The organism is Pedococcus bigeumensis, assembly GCF_039531795.1.
Classification (GTDB): domain Bacteria; phylum Actinomycetota; class Actinomycetes; order Actinomycetales; family Dermatophilaceae; genus Pedococcus; species Pedococcus bigeumensis.
The window spans coordinates 125,964-144,855 of sequence record NZ_BAAAQS010000005.1; the positions used below are offsets into that span (position 1 = coordinate 125,964).

Below are 18,892 nucleotides of genomic sequence, written 5' to 3' on the forward strand. Positions count from 1 at the left end.
CACCACCGGTGACGGGATGGGAAGATTCACGCCATGACCGATGCACCCACCACGTCCGGCGCCGCCACGATCCCCGACAAGCCCTCGATCGAGGGGCTCGAGGACAAGTGGGCGCAGGTGTGGCGGGAGCAGGGCACCTACACCTTCGACCGCGCCAAGGCCCTCAGCCGGGGCCGGGAGTCGGTCTTCTCGATCGACACCCCCCCGCCGACCGCGTCGGGGTCCCTGCACATGGGGCACGTGTTCTCCTACACGCACACCGACTGCATGGCCCGGTACAAGCGGATGCAGGGCCTCGAGGTCTTCTACCCGATCGGCTGGGACGACAACGGCCTGCCGACCGAGAAGCGGGTCCAGAACTACTACGGGGTGCGCGGCGACGCGTCGCTGCCCTACGACGAGGGCTTCGCGCCGCCCCACCGCGGTGACGCCAAGAGCCTGAAGGCGGCCGACGCGCTGCCGATCTCGCGGCAGAACTTCATCGAGCTGTGCGACGAGCTGACCGTCGAGGACGAGAAGGCCTTCGAGTCGCTGTTCCGCCGGATGGGGTTCAGCCTCGACTGGGACATCAGCTACCGCACCATCGACGACCACTCCCGCGCCACGGCCCAGCAGGCCTTCCTGCGCAACCTCGCCCGCGGTGAGGCCTACCAGTCCGAGGCGCCCGGCCTCTGGGACGTCACCTTCCAGACCGCCGTCGCGCAGGCCGAGCTCGAGGCGCGCGACTACCCCGGCGCCTACCACCGGGTCGCCTTCCACGGCGCCGACGGCCCGATCCACATCGAGACCACCCGACCCGAGCTCATCCCGTCCGCGGTCGCGCTGATCGCCCACCCCGACGACGAGCGGTATGCGGCGCTGTTCGGCACCACGGTCCGCTCCCCGCTGTTCGGGGTCGAGATCCCGGTGGTGGCGCACCACGCCGCCGAGCCCGAGAAGGGCGCGGGCATCGCCATGTGCTGCACGTTCGGCGACCTGACCGACGTGCTGTGGTGGCGCGAGCTGCAGCTGCCGACCCGCTCGGTCATCACCCGGTCCGGACGCATCCAGGCCGAGACGCCCGAGTGGCTGGCCGGCAGCCCGGGCGAGCAGCTCTTCGCCGAGCAGGTGGCGGGCAAGACCACCTTCGGCGCGCGCGAGGCGATCGTCGCCGCGCTGCGCGAGTCAGGTGACCTCGACGGTGAGCCCAAGGCGACCCAGCGCAAGGCCAACTTCTACGAGCGCGGTGAGAAGCCGCTGGAGATCGTCACCTCCCGGCAGTGGTACATCCGCAACGGTGGGCGGGACGCCGACCTCAACGCCGAGATGATCGAGCGCGGCCGGCAGGTCGACTTCCACCCCGCCTTCATGCGGGCGCGCTACGAGAACTGGGTGAGCGGCCTGAACGGCGACTGGCTGGTGTCGCGCCAGCGCTTCTTCGGCGTGCCGATCCCGGTCTGGTACCCCCTCGACGAGCACGGCGACCCGGTCTACGACAAGCAGCTCGTGCCCACCGAGGACCAGCTGCCCGTCGACCCGGCGGCCCAGGCCCCCGAGGGCTACGACGAGTCGCAGCGTGGGCAGGCCGGCGGCTTCGTCGGCGACCCCGACATCATGGACACCTGGGCCACCTCGTCCCTGACGCCCCAGATCGCCGGGCGCTGGCGCGACGACCCCGAGCTGTTCGCCGGGGTCTTCCCCATGGACGTCCGCCCCCAGGGGCACGACATCATCCGCACCTGGTTGTTCTCGACGGTCGTGCGCTCGCACTTCGAGTTCGGCTCGGTGCCGTGGCGCAACGCCGCCCTCTCGGGCTGGATCCTCGACCCCGACCGCAAGAAGATGAGCAAGTCCAAGGGCAACGTCGTCACGCCCGAGGACGTCGTCAAGGAGCACAGCACCGACGCCGTCCGCTACTGGGCGGCCAGCGGTCGCCTCGGCGCCGACGCCGCCTACGACACCGGCCAGATGAAGGTCGGTCGCCGCCTGGCCATCAAGATCCTCAACGCGACGAAGTTCGCCCTGACTCTCGGCGAAGCCGAGGTCGGGATCCCCCACGGCGGCGACGTCGACGGCGAGCTGGCCGCCGCCGTCACCAACCCCCTCGACCGGTCCGTGCTCGCGCAGCTCGGCGACGTCGTCGCCAAGGCGACGGCGGGCTTCGAGGGCTGGGACCACACCCGCGCGCTCGAGGTCAGCGAGACCTACTTCTGGACCTTCTGCGACGACTACCTCGAGCTGGTCAAGGACCGCGCCTACGGCGGGCAGGGCGTCGCGGAGGCCGCGTCCGCCCGGGCCGCCCTGCGCATCGCGCTCGACGTGATGCTGCGCCTGTTCGCGCCGATGCTCCCCTACGTCACCGAGGAGGCCTGGTCGTGGTGGCACGAGGGCTCGGTGCACCGGGCTCCGTGGCCGACTGCGACGGACACGGCGGCCGGCGACGGCGGTGACCCTGCCCTGCTGACGGCGGTGGGCGAGGCCCTGGCCGGGGTCCGCAAGGCCAAGTCCGAGGCGAAGGTCGGCATGCGAGCCGAGGTGGCGTCGATCGTGCTGGCCGGCCCGGATGAGTGGACCCAGCGGGTCCGGCGCGCGGAGACCGACCTGCGGGCGGCCGGGCGGATCACCGGGACGGTCGACTACGCCGAGGCCGAGACGCCCGACGTGCGCGACGCGGAGCTGATCCCCGTGGAGAAGCCGAAGGCCTGAATCCGACGGGATCCGTTGGGCTGCACCGTGATCCACGGCACGTTCCAGCCGGCGATCCCCAGCTCGCGACTGGCGAACCTGTCCTCGTCGAGCAGCGTGACCTGGCCCGTCGCCGGGTCGTAGACGTCGAGGACCCGGTCACCGTCGCCGGGCAGCACCAGCGTGACGTGGCGGGGCAGCAGGCCGTTGCCGATGTAGAGCAGGGCGGGCTCACCGTCGGCGACGACCTCGACCAGGCGTGAGTGCGCGTCGCGCAGCCCACCCCGGGTGAGCTGTCGGACCAGCCGGAGCTCGTACTCGGTGCCCTTGCGCGACGCCCCGAACTCGAGCTCCTTGCGGGCGCCCCAGGGTGGGGTGCCCAGCGACCGGGGCCAGGGGGCGTTGAGCCGTCCGCCGCCGGCGAACAACCGGTTGGTGCGACCCATGACGACCCGCTCGTATGCCGCGAAGCGCTCCTTCTCGGTGGCACCGGGCGGGGCGTCGGCCCGCGGGCCCTCACCGGAGGTGATCCAGCGGGCGAAGACGGGGTTGACCAGCATCCTGGCCACCGTGAGGCAGGCCGACCCACACGTCACCGGGGACTGCTGGACCGGCCCCACGTCACCGCTGCGCAACCGGAACCCCGAGGACATGGCCTCATCCTCGCTGGAAGCGCCGCAAACTTCCACCAACGGCGCGAGGTCACCAGCGCCGCGAGGTCACCAGCGGGTCGAGCGCCCCGCGTGGGCGAGCAGCCGGGCGGCCGGGGTGGCCCAGTCAGCCACCTCGACGGGCGGGGCGAAGCGAGCCGGCCGGTCGGCGTCGGTGACGTGGTCACGGGCGACCGGCCACAGGTCCATCGCCAGACCGGGCGGGATCGCGCGGGGCCGGCCGAGCGACTCGGCGACGTCCCAGCCGTGCAGCGTGATCTCGAGAGCTCCCACCGCGCCGAGCAGCTCCCGCGACAGGCTCTGGTCACCGAGCGCCACCGGGCCGTCCGGCACCGCGTCCACCGGGTGCCAGTGGGCGAGCAGGCCCCGGGCCCGGTGGCAGATGCTGTCGAGCAGGTCGGCACCGTCGGTGGGCGGGGCGGGCGGCACGAGGCTGAGGGAGGTGGCCTGCGCCGCCACCGCCATCGCCTCCAGCGAGTCGTCCATGTGCACCAGCAGGTCCTGGAGCAGCCACCCCCGGCACGGGGTGCGCCGCCCCAGGTCGGCGTCGGTCACCAGCACGAGGCTGGCCCGGGTGTAGCCGATCGCCCGCTCGAGCAGCTCGAGGGCCCGCGGTGGCCGGCTGTGGCCGGCCGCGCTGGACACCGGCTGCCTCACGTCGGGCCGGAGTAGTCGGCCGGGAGCGAGGCGGGCAGGCCGAAGGTCTCGAACAGAGTCAGGTCGAAGAAGGCGGCGACGTGGCTGACCCCACCGGACGCGTCGAGGGTGAGCACCTGGAGGTGGAAGGGGGCGAACCTGCCGTCGGGCTGGCGCATGTAGAGGCCGAAGGCCGGCTGGCCGTTCGCACTGGTCGCCACCATGGGCATGTCGTGGCGCTGCCCCGGGCACTGCGTGTCGATGAGGCGGCCGATGTTCTCGGCCCCGGTGTACCAGCCGGTGAACGGCGGCATCTCCCAGACCGCCTCACGGGTCAGCATCGCGACGATGGCGTTGACGTCCTTGTCCCAGAACGCCTTGACGTAGCGGTCCAGCAGCTCCTGCTGCGCGGCGTCCAGCTCGGCCGGCACCTCGTCCTGGCTGACGTTCGCCTTCGCCAGCTGCGCGTGCGCACGCTGCAGGGCGCTGTTGACCGCGGCCTCGCTCGTCTCGAGCGCCTCGGCGACCTCGGCGGCCTTCCAGCGCAGCACGTCTCGCAGGATCAGCACCGCTCGCTGGCGGGCCGGCAGGTGCTGGAGCGCCGCGACGAACGCCAACCGGATGCTCTCGCGCTGCGCGACGATGGTGGCCGGGTCGCTCGCGTCGCCCGCGACCAGGGGGTCCGGCGCCGGCTCCAGCCAGGGCACCTCGGACGACTCCACGAGCCGGTCGGCCGCGTCGCTCGACGGCGCACCCAGCCCCGCCGGGAGGGGACGACGGTCCTTGCCCTCGAGCGCGGTGAGGCAGACGTTCGTCGCGATGCGGTAGAGCCAGGTCCGCACGGACGACCGCCCCTCGAAGGCCGAGTAGGCGCGCCAGGCGCGCAGGTAGGTCTCCTGCACCAGGTCCTCGGCGTCGTGGATCGACCCCGTCATCCGGTAGCAGTGGGCGGTCAGCTCCCGCCGGTAGCCGTCGGCCGCCTCCGGGAAGTCGTCCAGACCCACCCGCTCGCGCACCTCGGTCGTCGCGCGCCCCTCCGTCATGACTGTCTCCTCCGTCGTCCGACCGTCTGGCCCACCTTAGGCACATCGGTGCCACTGGAGGAGAGACCTGACCCGCACCCGAAACTCATCGGTCGGTAACGAACCGTGTCCGATTTGCGGGGTGTGCTCGACACCGCAGTGACCGTTGCTATGGTCGACCATCGTGAACCGGCGTGTGGTGATCCTGAACCGCGGTGTGACGTTGGGGGTGGGGGCAGCGGCGACGCTGCTGCTGGCCGCCTGGGTGTCCGCTGCCGGTCCCGTCGGGGTGTTCGCGCGCCAGGAGTTCTCCGGCAAGGAGTCGAGTGAGCCCGGCAAGGACTTCGGGCCGGGGGCGATCTTCTCTGCCAAGGGGCGGGGCCTCAAGGGAGCCGACGTCCGCCACAGCGACCCGTGGATCGTCAACCTGGTCGAGCTGGCCATGAAGCTGGTGCTGGCGGTCGTGGTCGTCGTCGTGCTCGTCGCGATCGGCAGGGCCCTGCTCGACAGGTGGCGCACCCGCGAGGTCTCCGAGGACCAGGTGGCCGCGGTCGACGTCGTGCCCGAGGTGCTCCTGGAGGCGGCGCTCGAAGGAGAGCGCCAGCTGTCGCGGGGCACTCCGGCGAATGCCGTCATCGCCGCCTGGGTCGCCCTGGAGGAGGCCTGCCGGGCCGCGGGCGTCAGGGACGACGACTCCCGCACCGCCGCCGAGCTCGTGACCGCGGTGCTGCGCTCGCACCGCGTCGACCGGGCGCCGCTCGACACCCTGGCGGCGCTCTACCGCGAGGCCAGGTTCTCCACCCACCCGATCGGCGAGGACCAGCGCACCACCGCCCGCGAGGCGCTCGTGCAGGTGCAGGCCGACCTCCGGCGCACCATGGCGCGACTCGCCCAGGAGAGGAACGTCAGCCGGTGATCCGCCGACTCGGCGCCCTCGCGCCCAGCCAGCTCTTCCTCGTCGTCCTCGCCGTGACCGTGGTCGTCGGCGCCCTCGCCGTGTCGGTGTCGGCACTGGGCAACGTGGGCATGCTGCTCGCCTCGGCTGCCCTGGTCGCCGCGCTGGCGATCGTGGCCCAGTGGCTCTGGCAGTCGCGCCAGTCGACCGACTGGGACAACACCTTCACCGAGGCGACCGCCACCCGCGGCGTCGACGCCCGCATCAGCAGGCTCGCGGGCGACGTGCGCGAGGCCGGCTCCGGCGCCCCCGTCCCGAGTGCGCGCCTGCATGCCACCCTCAGCAGCCTGGCCGCCGAACGGCTCCGCAGCCGTGGCGACGGGACCATGACCGACGCCGCCGCCGTCCTGGGCCGCGACCTCGCGGCATACCTCGCCGCACCCCCGACCACCCGTCTCACCGCCGCCCAGCTCGCGGCGTTCACCACCACCCTGGAGGAGCTCTCGTGACCCTGACCCTCGACGAGGTCGCCGCGCGCGCGACCGCCATCCTCACCGAGGTCGAACGCGCCGTCGTCGGAAAGCGGCAGAGCCTGGAGATCGTGCTGTCCGGCATCCTCGCCGGCGGCCACGTGCTGATGGAGGACTTCCCCGGCCTGGGCAAGACCCTGGCGGCGCGCTCGTTCGCGCAGGCCCTGGGGCTGGAGTTCGCGCGGGCCCAGTTCACCCCCGACCTGTTGCCCAGCGACCTGACCGGCTCGTTCCTCTACGACCAGCGCAGCCACGAGTTCAGCTTCCGCAAGGGGCCGCTGTTCACCGGGTTGCTGCTCGCCGACGAGATCAACCGGACGCCCCCCAAGACGCAGTCGGCCCTGCTCGAGGCGATGCAGGAGGGGCAGGTGACCGTCGAGGGCGAGACCTTCGTGCTGCCCAAGCCGTTCCACGTACTGGCCACCGCGAATCCCGTTGAGTACGAAGGGACTTACCCCCTCCCGGAGGCTCAGCTCGACCGGTTCCTGCTGCGGGTGAGCTTCGGCTACCCGAGCGCCGCCGACGAGTGGGAGGTCCTCCAGCGCCGGATGGCCCGCCAGCAGGAGGCCCAGGTCGTCGCCAGCGTCACCGACGGCGCGGGACTCATCGAGATGCAGCAGGCCGTGGAGACCGTGACCGTCGACGAGGGCGTGGGCCAGTACTGCGTGCGGCTGGTGGCCGCGACGCGCACCCACCAGAACCTCCTGATGGGCGCCTCGCCGCGCGCCTCGCTCGCCCTGCTGCTGACGTCCCGAGCGTATGCCGTGCTGCGCGGCCGCGACTACGTCACGCCCGAGGACGTCAAGGCGGTCGCCCACGCCGCCCTCGACCACCGGGTCACCGTGCGTCCCGAGCTGTGGATGAACGACGTCTCCGCGGCCAGCGTCGTCGACAGCGTGCTCTCCTCGGTGCCCACGCCCGCGGCCACGGCGATCGGCGCCCGGACTGGTTTCGAGCGTCCGTGACGACCCCCGGGCGCCGGCTCGAGGCGCGCTGGCGCGTGACCTCGGCCCACATCCGGGCGCTCTTCCTGGGGCTGCTCCTGGCCGCCATCGGCGTGCTGCTGCGTCGTCCCGACGCCCTCGTGATCGGCGCTCCCCTGCTCGTCATCGGGTTGTGGGCGACCGCGACCCGTCCGAAGGCCACTCCCACGGTCGTCGCCCGGGTGGTCCACCCTCTCCTGCGTGAGGGTCAGGCGACCAGGTGGCAGGCGACCATCACGCCCGGCCAAGGGGTCGAGGAGGCCGGCCTCGCACTGCTGCCGACCCCGCACACGGAGTTCACGCCGGGGCACCGCACGGCGGCGACCGCCTTCGAGGGTGGCGACGAGCCCCGGTCCCTCGAGGTCGTCTGCCGGAGCACCCGGTGGGGCCGGCGCCCGCTGGGACCGGCGATCCTCGCCGTGAGCGGGCCGTTCGGCGCGTTCCGGTGGGAGCCGCAGTCGGTGTCGCTGCCGGCCATCCCCACCGTCCCGCTCCCCGACACCTTCTCGGCCCGGGTGCCGGTGCCGCACCCCGACGGCCTCGTGGGCCAGAACCGCTCGCACCACCAGGGTTCCGGTGGTGAGCTCGACCAGATCCGGCCGTTCCGCTTCGGCGACCGACTGCGCCGCGTGCACTGGCCGGTCTCGGTGCGGACCGGCGAGCTGCACGTCACCGCGACCCACGCCGACCAGGACACCGAGATCCTGCTGCTCGTCGACGCCATGCACGACATCGGGCAGAGCGCCGGCATCGAGGGGTCGAGCAGCAGCCTCGACAACGCGGTGCGCGCCGCGGGCGCGATCGCCGAGCACTACCTGCGCTCCGGCGACCGGGTCGGGCTGCTGGTGCTCGGCTCCCGTGACACCCCTCACGTCACGGCGGGGGCGGGCAGCAACCACCTGCGCCGCCTGCTCGACGTCCTCGCCCGCGTGACGGTCGCCGACGGCACGGTGAGCGACGAGAAGCGCCTCCGGTCGCAGCTGCGTCACCACGTCTCGGCCGGCACCCTCGCGATCATCCTCACCCCCGCCATCTCTCCCGAGGTGCTCGCCCACGCGGTCGCCCTCGCCCGGCGCGGCATCTCCGTCGTCACGGTGGACACGCTGCCGTCCGCCCTGGCGTCCCCGGACATCCCCCAGGAGTCGTTGGCGCAGCTAGCCTCCACGGCGCAGGAGCACCCCACGGAGACCCGCCTGGCCTGGCGGTTGCGGCTGCTCGAGCGCCACCGGGAGATGACGCGGGCGCGTGAGGCGGGCGTGCCGATCGTCCCTTGGGCCGGGCCCGGGACGCTCGACCTGGTGCTGCGCGACCTGCACCGTCGCTCGCGCGCTCCAAGGGTGGTGAGCCGCTGATGTCACGCTCCCAGCTCGTGCTGCGCAGCCTGCTGTGCGTGGCGTCGCTGACCTTCCTGGTGCTCACCCTCGCGTCGTCCCCCCACCCCATCGTGGTGATGGCCGTCGTCATCGTCGCCCTCACCGCCTATGCCGCCATCGAGCCCGACTCCGCGCTCGTCACGGTGCTGCTCGGGGCACAGGCGCTGCACTGGGCCGCCGCCGTCCCCGTGCCCACGACGACCGGCCAGTGGGTGGCGCTGCTCGGTGCCGCGTGGTGTGGCCTCGTCCTGCACCTCACCGCCAGCCTCGCGGCAAGCCTGCCGGGTCCGGCTCCGGTCCCGGTCGTGAGCCTGCGGCGCTGGGCCCGTCGGGGCACCCTCGTGGCCGCCGCCACGGTGCCGGTCTGGGCGGTGGCGCTGCTGGCCGGCCGGGAGAGCGCCCCGGGGCAGGTCTCACTGACCTACGGCGCGATCGCCGCCGTCGCGCTGCTAGCCTTCGCCACCTGGCTGCTGGGCCGCGAGGACCGCGCCCGCCCTTGACCTCGTCCCTCCCCCGGCACGAGTGGCCAGGGGTCAGGACGGAGCGGGGAGCGAGCAGGGCCGGGCGAGGAGTGGCGGGCTCGCTCAGGCGGAGCGCTTGCGGGTGCGCTTGGGCTCTTCGTCGCGCCGCACGATGGTCGGCAGCACGTTGTCGAGCACGACCTCGCGGGTGACCACCACGCGGGAGATGCCCTCGTCGCTCGGGACGTCGAACATCACCGGCATGAGCACCTCCTCCATGATCGCGCGCAGGCCACGGGCACCGGTGCCACGGGTCAGGGCCTGGTCGGCGATGGCCTCGAGGGCGTCGTCGGTGAACTCGAGCTCGACGTTGTCGATCTCGAACATCTTCTTGTACTGCTTGACCAGGGCGTTGCGCGGCTGGGACAGGATCGTCACGAGGGAGGCCTGGTCGAGCGGGCTGACCGTGGTGATGACGGGCAGGCGGCCGATGAACTCGGGGATGAGCCCGAACTTCATCAGGTCCTCGGGCATGACCTCGTGGATCGAGTCGGCCAGGTCCTTGGGCGTGTGGAGCTCGGAGCCGAAGCCCAGACCCTTCTTGCCGTTGCGCGACTCGATGAGCTTCTCGAGACCGGCGAAGGCGCCGCCCACGATGAACAGCACGTTCGTTGTGTCGATCTGGATGAACTCCTGGTGGGGGTGCTTGCGACCACCCTGGGGCGGGACCGAGGCGGTGGTGCCCTCGAGGATCTTCAGGAGCGCCTGCTGCACGCCCTCACCGGACACGTCGCGGGTGATGCTGGGGTTCTCGGACTTGCGGGCGATCTTGTCGACCTCGTCGATGTAGATGATGCCCGTCTCGGCCTTCTTGACGTCGTAGTCGGCGGCCTGGATCAGCTTGAGGAGGATGTTCTCGACGTCCTCGCCGACGTAGCCCGCCTCGGTCAGCGCCGTGGCGTCGGCGATCGCGAACGGGACGTTGAGCATGCGGGCCAGCGTCTGCGCGAGGTAGGTCTTGCCACAGCCGGTCGGGCCGATCAGCAGGATGTTGGACTTGGCGATGTCGACCGACTCGGCGTCCTTCTTGCCGGCCGTCTCGCCCGCCTGGATCCGCTTGTAGTGGTTGTAGACCGCGACCGCCAGCGCGCGCTTGGCGACGTCCTGGCCGATCACGTAGTTCTGGAGGAAGTCGAAGATCTCGCGCGGCTTGGGCAGCTCGTCGAGGCCCAGCTCGGAGGACTCGGCCAGCTCCTCCTCGATGATCTCGTTGCACAGGTCGATGCACTCGTCGCAGATGTACACCCCGGGGCCGGCGATGAGCTTCTTGACCTGCTTCTGGCTCTTTCCGCAGAACGAGCACTTCAGCAGGTCGCCGCTCTCTCCCATGCGTGCCACGCGAAGTCCTCCGGTCTGTCTGACGAACCTGTCTGACGAATCTGCCCGACGGTGTGCGGTCCACCTCGGACCGGCAACGCCCCGACGCTACAGCGCAGGAGACCGCCTACGCTCCATTGAAACGGTCGAGTCGCCCGTTCGTCGCGCTTGTCCGCTGAGGGCGGACAACACACCGCAGGAGCGACGGCCACCCCCGAAGACAGCGGTATGCCGCCCGCTCTGGTGAGCGGGCGGCATACCTCGTAGTGCGGGGTCGGGGACGACGCCCCCGGGGCGGGTCAGTCCGCGAGGGTGCCCTTGCGCGAGAGCAGGACCTCGTCGATCAGGCCGTACTCGACGGCTTCGGCCGCGGAGAGGATCTTGTCGCGCTCGATGTCGTTGCGGACCTGCTCGGGGGTGCGACCCGAGTGCTCGGCCCACGTCTCCTCGAGCCAGGTGCGCATGCGCAGCACCTCGTTGGCCTGGATCTCGATGTCGGACGCCTGGCCGTAGTCGCCACCGACCAGCGCGGGCTGGTGGATGAGGATCCGGGCGTTCGGGAGCGCGAACCGCTTGCCCTTGGCGCCGGCCGACAGGAGCACCGCGGCAGCCGAGGCGGCCTGGCCGATGACGAAGGTCTGCACGTCGGGCTTGATGTACTGCATCGTGTCGTAGATCGCGGCCATCGCGGTGAACGAGCCACCGGGGCTGTTGATGTACATCAGGATGTCGCGGTCGGGGTCCTGGGACTCCAGCACGATCAGCTGGGCGATGACGTCGTCGGCGGACGCGTCGTCGACCTGCACGCCGAGGAAGATGATCCGGTCCTCGAAGAGCTTGGTGTAGGGGTCGAGCCGCTTCATGCCGTAGGAGGTGCGCTCCTCGAACTGGGGCAGGATGTAGCGGCTGGACGGCCCCGGCACCTGGAGGCCACCACGGCCGGCCGAGTGCATCGAGGGGTTGATGTTCGCGTTCATGTGTCGATCCCTCACTTGTCCCCGGTGACCGGGTTGTCGTCGCTGCCGCTGCGGCCACCGGCCTGGGCGGCGCTGCTGAACACGTGGTCGACGAAGCCGTACTCCTTGGCCTCCTCGGCGCTGAACCAGCGGTCGCGGTCGGAGTCCTTCTCGATCTGTTCCTTGCTCTGGCCGGTGTGCTCGGCGATCAGCTCGGCCATCTGCTTCTTCACGTAGAGCATCTGCTCGGCCTGGATCTTGATGTCCGAGGCCGTGCCGCCGATGCCACCCGAGGGCTGGTGCATCATCACGCGGGCGTGGGGCGTGGCGTAGCGCTTGCCCTTCGTGCCCGCGGAGAGCAGGAACTGGCCCATCGAGGCCGCCATGCCCATCGCCACGGTCGCGACGTCGTTGGGGATCCACTTCATCGTGTCGTAGATGGCCATGCCCGCGGAGATGGAGCCACCGGGGCTGTTGATGTAGAGCCAGATGTCCTTGCTGGGGTCCTCCGCAGCGAGCAGCAGCAGCTGGGCGCAGATCGCGTTCGCGTTGTCGTCGCGCACGTCGGAGCCGAGGAAGATGATCCGCTCCTTGAGCAGACGGTTGTAGATGTGGTCGTCCAGACCACCCTGCGGGCCCTCGCCCGCGCCGACAATCTCGTTCACCATGTCTCCATCACTTGAGGTCCTTGCCTGTCAGTGACCCTAACGCGGTCATGGTGGGGAGAAGTCCCCGATCCGCTCGATGTTCGCCCTGAGCGCACAGGACTCAAGGTGCACCGGGGACGCGGCTCAGTCAGCAGGCCGCTCGGCCGACTCGCGGGTGGCGGGGATGACGAGCATGGCGAGCGCCACGATGACCGTGACCACCATGAGCGAGCGCAGCACGGTGAAGTGGTCGCCGAGGAAGCCCAGCAGCGGTGGGCCCGCGATGAAGGCGGTGTAGCCGATCGTGGCCACCACCGACATCCGGGCACCGGCCCGCGCGGGGTCGTCGGCGGAGGCGGAGATCCCGACCGGGAAGCCCAGCGACGCACCGACCCCCCAGATCGCCGCACCCAGGTAGGCCACCGGCGCGTTGCCGAAGATCACCAGCACCGACCCGAGAGCGGCCATCGCGAAGGTGGCCCGCAGCACCGGCACCCGTCCGTGCCGGTCGAGCATCCGGGTGCCGAGGACCCGGCCCAGGGTCATGAAGGACAGGAAGACGGCGAAGGCCAGCACCCCGGCCCAGTTGGGCAGGTCGTGACCCTCGACGAAGCCGACCGCGATCCAGTCGTTCGCGATGCCCTCGGTGAAGGCGGCGGCGAGGACGACGAGGCCGATCATCAGGGTGCGCGGCTCGAGCCAGGCCGACCGGGGCGCGACCGCCGTGGCGTCGTCGACGGCTCCCGCCGCGTCGGTGTCGACCTCGACCTCGCGCGGCAGGAACGACCGCAGCCCCCACGCGGCGACTAGCACGGTCACGACCGCGGCGCCGACCAGGTGGGGCACCAGGGTCACCCCGGACCACGACATCAGCGCTCCCACGAGCGCTGCCGCCACGGTGCCTCCGGAGAACGCTGCGTGGAAGTGCGGCATGACGGTCCGGCCGAGCAGCCGCTCCACGGCGGCGCCCTCGAGGTTCATCGCGACGTCCCAGAGGCCGACCCCGATGCCCAGGAAGAAGAGGAAGACGGCCATCAGGGGCCGCGACCCGGCGACGTCCACGGCGACCCCGATGCCGGTCAGCCCGACGGCGGCCACCAGGACCCCCACGACGACCGCCCGGGCAGCGCCGATCCGGTCGGCGACCCGCCCGGCGAACGGGAGGGTGAGCACCGAGCCCACGGAGGCGGCGAAGAGGGTCAGCCCCAGCTCGCCGGCCGAGAGCCCCAGGGCCGCCTTGCTGTCCGCGATGCGCGACGCGAAGGACGAGAAGGCGATGCCGGCGAGTGCGAAGACGACGAAGACGGCGTTGCGGGCCTGCACCACCCGGGCGGTGTCGAGGGTGCTGGCGGGCGACGTTGCGGGGGCTGCGGGCTGGCTCACTACGGCTCTCTGGGGCGGGGTGCAGCGCGACGTGTTCTCGCGGTCGAATCGATTCGATAGTGTGTCGCCCATGAGCCGTCCCCGTCAACCTCGGCCCACCCTGCGCGCGGTGGCCCAGGCTGCGGGTGTCTCCACCTCGACGGCCTCGCTCGCCTTCAGCGGCAAGGGACCGGTGGCCCCCGAGACCGTCGCGCGCGTGCTCGCCGCCGCCGAGGAGCTCGGGTATGCCGGACCGGACCCCCTTGCGTCGTCGCTGCGGCAGGGGCGCTCGGGCGTGGTCGGGGTGGTGGTCGAGGGCCGGCTGCTGCACGCCTTCCGCGACCCCTTCGCCGTGAGCGTCCTCGACGGGCTGTCTCAGGTGCTCGACGAGATCCCCGCGGGGATGCTGCTGATCGCCCAGCCTGCAGGCACCCCGGAGCGGGCCATCACCCAGCTGTCCGCCACCGCGCTCGACGCGGTGGTGTTCTCCCTCTGCGGGCCCGACACGAACCCGGCGGTCGACCACCTGGCCGCTCGCGGCATACCGATGCTCGGCGACGGCTCCCCCGCCGACCCCCGCATCACCCACCTCGCCCTGGACAACCGCGGAGCCACGATCGAGCTCGCACGGCACCTCGAGGGCCTCGGCCACCGCCGGGTGGCGCACGTGATGATGCCCCTGCGACACGACTCCGTGACCGGTCCGGCCGACCCGGGCGACGTCGCCGCGGCGGAGTTCGCCGACACCCGCGACCGCGCGCTCGGCTTCCTCGACGTGTTCGGCGACGCGGGCGGCGTGCCCGGCGCGCCGTCGGGACTGGTGCAGACCTCGATCCCCGACGTCGAGCAGGGCGCCATCGCCGCCCGCCTGCTGTTGGACGTGCCCCTCGCGCAGCGACCGACCGCGGTCGTGGCGCAGTCGGACCTGCTCGCGATGGGGGTGGTGCGCGCGGCCGAGGAGCTGGGGCTGCGGGTGCCCGGCGACCTGAGCGTCACCGGGTTCGACGGTGTTGAGCTGCCGTGGTTCGCCGGGACGCTGACGACGATCGACCAGCACGGCGAGGCGAAGGGACGGCTGATGGGCGAGATGCTGCGCGGCCTGCTGGACGGCGACCGACCCGCGGACGCCGTGCAGCGCACCGACCTGCGCGTCGGCACGACCACCGCACCGGTCGGCTGAGCGGGCCCCGACCTGAGGCGGTCAGCCGTCCGTCGTCCGGCCGTCAGGACGCCGTCATCCGGCCGTCAGGACGCCGTCAGGAGCGAAGGGTGCTGACGCTCTGGGCACCGGCGGACTCGTCGGCTCCGGCCTGCGCTGCGAGCTCGGCCTCCCGCTCGGCCTCGGCGGCCTGAGCCGCCTGGACGGCCTTGGTCGCCTCGGACGGCTCGGCCACGACGTGGACGGTGATGTAGCGACCCTTGTCGTCGACGGTCACCGCGCCCTCGAAGTCCATCAGGCTGTCCGTGCACGACACGGTGTGGGCCTCCCAGGCCGCGTCACCCACCACGGTCTGCCAGAGCCGCTCCACGCCCATGCCCGCTTCCCACGGGAGCACGCCGTCGGCGCAGCGACACACCCCGATCACCAGCTGGTCGGGGTCGTCGGTGTGACCGAGCTCGACCTCGCCGAACAGCCGGCTCTCGGTCAGGGCGGCCTGCAGCGCGTGCCGCAGGTGGGTGGCCAGGGCGGAGTCAGCCGGGGTGGCGTTCTCCTGCACCGCGAGCCGCAGCTTGTGGAAACTGGTGACGTCCATGCCTCATGGTCGGGCGCGGTGGCCCCCCGAGAAATCACCCAAATGCAGTAGGTCGCGTTCCCGGGTGGGAACGCGACCTACTGTTTGGTGCTGGATGACCTCGTTGGGTCGGTCAGGCGTGGTCGTGACCCTCGTGGTCGCCGTGGTCGTGACCCTCGTGGTCGTGCTCCGAGCCACCCTCGAAGAGCTGCGAGGCGACGTCGGTGGCGGTGACCTCGTTGAGGTCGACGGGCTGACCGGCGGTGTCGACGACCTTGGCCTGCTCGAGGACGGCGGCGAGGGCCTTGCGACGGGCCACCTCGGCGACCATCGCGGGGACCTGGCCCTGCTGGTCGATCGCCTGGGCGAACTGGTTGGGGTCCATGCCGTACTGCTGCGCGGACATCACGAGGTACTCGATCAGCTCGGGCTGCTCGACCTTGACCTCGGTCTTCTCGGCGATGGCGTCGAGCAGGAACTGCGCCTTGAGCGCCTTGCGCGTGTTGGCGTCGACCTCAGCGCGGTGCTCGTCGTCCTCGAGGCGGTTCTCGCCCTCGAGGTGCTGGTTGACCTCGGCCTCGACGACACCGTCCGGGACGGGGATCTCGATGGTCTCGAGCAGGTGCTCGAGGACCTTGTCGCGGGCCTGGACGCCCTGCTCGAACTTCGCGGCCTGGTCGGCCTGCTTGGTGACGTCCTCGCGCAGCTCCTTGAGGGTGTCGAACTCCGACGCCAGCTGGGCGAAGTCGTCGTCCAGCGCGGGGAGCTCACGCACCTTGACTGACTGCACGGTCACGACCACGTCGGCGTCCTCGCCCTCACGGTCTCCGCCGGCCAGCGGCGCGGTGAAGGACTTGGTCTCCTCGGCGGCCATGCCGGCGAGCGCCTCGTCGAGCCCGTCGAGCATGTTGCCCGAGCCGACCTCGTAGGAGACGCCGGTGACCGAGTCGATCTCCTCGTCGCCGATGCTGGCCTTGAGGTCGATCGAGACGAAGTCGCCGTTCTCGACGGTGCGGTCGACGCCCTTGAGGGTGCCGAAGCGCTCCTGCAGCGCGATGAGCCGCGCCTCGACGTCCTCGGGCGACGCCTTGGCCTCGTCGACCTCGACCGTGATGCCGCTGAAGTCGTCGGGGAGCTCGAGCTCGGGGCGCACGTCGACCTCGACGGTGAACTTGAGGTCCTGGCCGTCCTCGGCCGGCACCTCGGTCACGTCGACCTCGGGCTGCCCGATGGGACGGACCTTGTTCTCCTCGACGGCCTGGCCGTAGAACTGCGGCAGGGCCTCGTTGACGGCCTCCTGCAGGACCGCACCGCGGCCGACCCGCTGGTCGATGATGCGCGAGGGGACCTTGCCCTTGCGGAAACCGGGCACCTGGATCTGCGAGCCGATGGTGGCGTAGGCGGCGTCGAGGCTCGGCTTGAGCTCCTCGAACGGCACCTCGACGGTCAGCTTGACCCGGGTCGGGTTCAGGGTCTCGACGGCACTCTTCACTGCGGGATACTCCAAGGTCGTGGGGGTGTGGTGCGGGGCGTGGTGCGGTGGCGTGGTGCATGCGGCGCAGGGCACCGCCGGTCACCTCGCGGTGGGGCAATGTGAAGGCCCGCTGCGCCGGCTGTGACAGGCGGCGACCGGGCCAAAACCTCATGGTAGCCGCTGCGCGCCCACGCTCCGAACCGGCGGCACACCAGCCTCAGGAATATGCCGCGTGGGGTCACCCCCGTGGCCCGCCCCGAGCGCCCGGGAGGTCGTCGCCGGCCGGGCACCCTACGGGGCGCGGGCGGGGGCTCGCCCGGGAGCCGCCCTGAGCACCGGTGCGAACAGCCTCGCCGAACCTGCGTGTTGAGGCTCTTTGCCATCCGTTGGTAGGCAGTGGGCCCGGCTGGTACGACGGTCCGTTGGCGCATTCGCACCCCGCACCTAGCATGTGCCGGACGGCCAACGGCGGCCGCTGTTCGGCGCGACCACCAGGCGCGCGTCGAGTGGACGAAGAGGGGTTCTCGCTGTGCCGTCGGTCCAGGACTCGCCACCGCGTCGTGTGGCGGCGCCCCTGCGGGCTGTGCTGGCGCTGTTCCTCGCCGCGACCACGGCCGTCGCGGTCGTCGGCCCCGCGCACGCTGCCGCCCGCGCCGACGCGGCTGCCCCCGCGGACGCGGCTGCCCCCGCCGCCCCTGCCGACCCGCCCGCGGCCGAGCCCGCCGCGGACCTCTCCATTGCCAAGACCGTCTCGCCGCAGGTGCTGGTGCCGGGCTCGGTCGTCACCTACACGCTGACCGTCGACAACGAGGGCCCGGCGACGGCCACCGACGTCAGGGTGCAGGACGTGCTCGACGTGGCCCTCAGCGGGGCAACGGTCACGACGACCGCCGGCACGTGCGCGCCCGTGGGCGCCGACAACACCGTGGCCTGCTCCCTGGGGGCCGTCGACCCCGCCGACCCTCCTGTCCGGGTCGTGGTGACCGCGCTCCTCGACGAGGACTTCACCGGCGCCATCTCCAACACCGCGACGGTCCAGAGCCCGACGCCTGACCCCGAGTCCGCCGACAACACCGCCATCGTGACGTCGTCGACCGGCCCGACCGCCGACCTGACCCTGGTGAAGTCGGTCCGCCCGCGGGCTCCCGTCGCCGGCGAGAAGGTGACCTACACGGTGACGGTGCACAACCGTGGTCCGGACGCCGCGACCGGCGTGACCGTCACGGACCTCCTCGACGAGCAACTGCTCGGCGCGCGGGTGGCCACCACCAGGGGCACCTGCGCTCCGATTGGCGCCGACAGCACGGTCGACTGCACCCTCGGCTCCCTCGGTGACGGACGAACGGCCTCCATCACCATCACCGCGACCGTCGCGGGAGGGGCGAGAGGCACCCTGACCAGCACGGCGTCGGTCTCCTCCCCCACCCGCGACCCGAACGAGGCCGACAACGCCGACACCGTGACGAGCCGGGTCGTCGTCGACACGGACGTCAGCCTGGTGAAGCGGGCTTCGAGCTCGAGGGCCGAGGTGGGCGACGACGTCGCCTACACGCTCGTGGTCTCCAACGCCGGGCCGTCGACCGCCCGCGCGGTCGTCGTCACCGATCGCCTTCCTGCCGGTCTGCGGGTGTCGGGCACCCCGCGGGTCGATCGCGGGCGCTGCTCGGTCTCCGGTCGCAAGGTCACCTGCCGACTCGACGACCTCCCGGCCGGGAGGTCGGCCGAGATCCTCGTGACCGCGACGGTGCTCCGGGCGGCAGGCGGCACGTCCCTGACCAACACCGCCAGCGTGGTCACGTCGTCGAACGACCGGGTGGCCGCGAACGACCGGGACTCGACGGAGCTGTCCGTCGCCCGGCTCCAGGAGCCGGCGCCGCCCGCGAGCCCGAACCCGGCGCCCGCGACGCCCAACCCGCCGCATCATCCGCAACCGCCCACCCTCGACCCGTGCCCCACCTGTCCCGACGGCCTCGCTGTCACGGGGGTGGACGTCGGGCCCGCGACCGCGCTGGGGTTCGCCCTGCTGCTGGCCGGGTTGCTGCTGACCCGGGCGGCTCGCCGTCCCCGGCCGCTCCTCGCGCAGGCCGTAGGCGCTCCGTCTACGTTGA

16 protein-coding genes and 1 pseudogene are annotated in these 18,892 nt (G+C 71.8%); 8 read left to right on the forward strand and 9 right to left on the reverse strand.

What is annotated here, in order from left to right; translation table 11 throughout:
• Positions 1 to 33 precede the first annotated feature (33 nt).
• Positions 34 to 2,685 (forward strand): valine--tRNA ligase, encoded by a 2,652-nt coding sequence (gene valS, locus ABD262_RS16280; RefSeq protein WP_344138515.1) that lies wholly within the window; start codon positions 34 to 36, stop codon positions 2,683 to 2,685.
• Here the strand turns inward: valS and ABD262_RS16285 are convergent.
• The 3 genes from ABD262_RS16285 to ABD262_RS16295 all read right to left on the reverse strand — a co-directional run bounded on the left by ABD262_RS16285 (position 2,616) and on the right by ABD262_RS16295 (position 5,014).
• Positions 2,616 to 3,317: a hypothetical protein gene (locus tag ABD262_RS16285; RefSeq protein WP_344138517.1), complete on the reverse strand. Its 702-nt coding sequence runs from the start codon at positions 3,315 to 3,317 to the stop codon at positions 2,616 to 2,618. The genes valS and ABD262_RS16285 overlap by 70 nt on opposite strands.
• A gap of 66 nt (positions 3,318 to 3,383) precedes the next feature.
• A complete protein-coding gene (locus ABD262_RS16290) occupies positions 3,384 to 3,992 on the reverse strand; it encodes a TIGR03086 family metal-binding protein (RefSeq protein WP_344138519.1) in 609 nt (202 codons plus the stop codon).
• Positions 3,989 to 5,014 (reverse strand): sigma-70 family RNA polymerase sigma factor, encoded by a 1,026-nt coding sequence (locus ABD262_RS16295; protein WP_344138521.1) that lies wholly within the window; start codon positions 5,012 to 5,014, stop codon positions 3,989 to 3,991. The genes ABD262_RS16290 and ABD262_RS16295 overlap by 4 nt, the downstream gene beginning before the upstream one ends.
• 163 nt (positions 5,015 to 5,177) lie before the next feature.
• Between ABD262_RS16295 and ABD262_RS16300 the strand changes: the two genes are divergently transcribed.
• The 5 genes from ABD262_RS16300 to ABD262_RS16320 are packed head-to-tail and all read left to right on the forward strand — an operon-like array spanning position 5,178 to position 9,274.
• Entirely contained in the window at positions 5,178 to 5,909 is a 732-nt protein-coding gene (locus ABD262_RS16300; RefSeq protein WP_344138523.1) for a DUF4129 domain-containing protein, read from the forward strand.
• Positions 5,906 to 6,397 (forward strand): hypothetical protein, encoded by a 492-nt coding sequence (locus tag ABD262_RS16305; RefSeq protein WP_344138525.1) that lies wholly within the window; start codon positions 5,906 to 5,908, stop codon positions 6,395 to 6,397. Before ABD262_RS16300 ends, ABD262_RS16305 begins: the two co-directional genes overlap by 4 nt.
• Positions 6,398 to 6,399: 2 nt before the next feature.
• Positions 6,400 to 7,383: an AAA family ATPase gene (locus ABD262_RS16310; RefSeq protein ID WP_425564917.1), complete on the forward strand. Its 984-nt coding sequence runs from the start codon at positions 6,400 to 6,402 to the stop codon at positions 7,381 to 7,383.
• On the forward strand, positions 7,380 to 8,753 hold the full coding sequence (locus ABD262_RS16315) for a DUF58 domain-containing protein (protein WP_344138529.1): 1,374 nt from the start codon (positions 7,380 to 7,382) through the stop codon (positions 8,751 to 8,753). Before ABD262_RS16310 ends, ABD262_RS16315 begins: the two co-directional genes overlap by 4 nt.
• Positions 8,753 to 9,274 (forward strand): hypothetical protein, encoded by a 522-nt coding sequence (locus ABD262_RS16320; protein WP_344138531.1) that lies wholly within the window; start codon positions 8,753 to 8,755, stop codon positions 9,272 to 9,274. The genes ABD262_RS16315 and ABD262_RS16320 overlap by 1 nt, the downstream gene beginning before the upstream one ends.
• Before the next feature lie 84 nt (positions 9,275 to 9,358).
• Here ABD262_RS16320 and clpX read toward each other — a convergent pair whose 3' ends face one another.
• The 4 genes from clpX to ABD262_RS16340 form a co-directional block, all read right to left on the reverse strand.
• Positions 9,359 to 10,633 (reverse strand): ATP-dependent Clp protease ATP-binding subunit ClpX, encoded by a 1,275-nt coding sequence (gene clpX, locus ABD262_RS16325; protein WP_344138533.1) that lies wholly within the window; start codon positions 10,631 to 10,633, stop codon positions 9,359 to 9,361.
• A gap of 278 nt (positions 10,634 to 10,911) precedes the next feature.
• Positions 10,912 to 11,589 (reverse strand): ATP-dependent Clp protease proteolytic subunit, encoded by a 678-nt coding sequence (locus ABD262_RS16330; RefSeq protein ID WP_056923603.1) that lies wholly within the window; start codon positions 11,587 to 11,589, stop codon positions 10,912 to 10,914.
• 11 nt (positions 11,590 to 11,600) lie between these two features.
• On the reverse strand, positions 11,601 to 12,236 hold the full coding sequence (locus ABD262_RS16335) for an ATP-dependent Clp protease proteolytic subunit (RefSeq protein WP_344138535.1): 636 nt from the start codon (positions 12,234 to 12,236) through the stop codon (positions 11,601 to 11,603).
• Between the two features lie 123 nt (positions 12,237 to 12,359).
• Positions 12,360 to 13,598, reverse strand: a complete 1,239-nt coding sequence (locus ABD262_RS16340) for an MFS transporter (RefSeq protein ID WP_344138537.1) — start codon at positions 13,596 to 13,598, stop codon at positions 12,360 to 12,362.
• A gap of 70 nt (positions 13,599 to 13,668) precedes the next feature.
• Here ABD262_RS16340 and ABD262_RS16345 point away from each other — a divergent pair, with 70 nt between their 5' ends.
• Positions 13,669 to 14,757 carry a LacI family DNA-binding transcriptional regulator gene (locus ABD262_RS16345; protein WP_344138539.1) on the forward strand — a complete coding sequence of 363 codons (1,089 nt, stop codon included), beginning with the start codon at positions 13,669 to 13,671 and terminating at the stop codon, positions 14,755 to 14,757.
• Between the two features lie 76 nt (positions 14,758 to 14,833).
• Here ABD262_RS16345 and ABD262_RS16350 read toward each other — a convergent pair whose 3' ends face one another.
• Together ABD262_RS16350 and tig are read right to left on the reverse strand one after the other, a co-directional pair.
• Positions 14,834 to 15,331: a hypothetical protein gene (locus tag ABD262_RS16350; RefSeq protein WP_344138541.1), complete on the reverse strand. Its 498-nt coding sequence runs from the start codon at positions 15,329 to 15,331 to the stop codon at positions 14,834 to 14,836.
• Positions 15,332 to 15,443: 112 nt separating this feature from the next.
• Positions 15,444 to 16,802, reverse strand: a complete 1,359-nt coding sequence (gene tig, locus ABD262_RS16355) for a trigger factor (protein WP_344138543.1) — start codon at positions 16,800 to 16,802, stop codon at positions 15,444 to 15,446.
• Positions 16,803 to 17,550: 748 nt separating this feature from the next.
• On the opposite strand from tig, the pseudogene ABD262_RS19640 reads away from it, so the two are divergent.
• A pseudogene (locus tag ABD262_RS19640) lies at positions 17,551 to 18,567 on the forward strand (CARDB domain-containing protein); the annotation flags it as partial.
• Between the last annotated feature and the right edge of the window lie 325 nt (positions 18,568 to 18,892).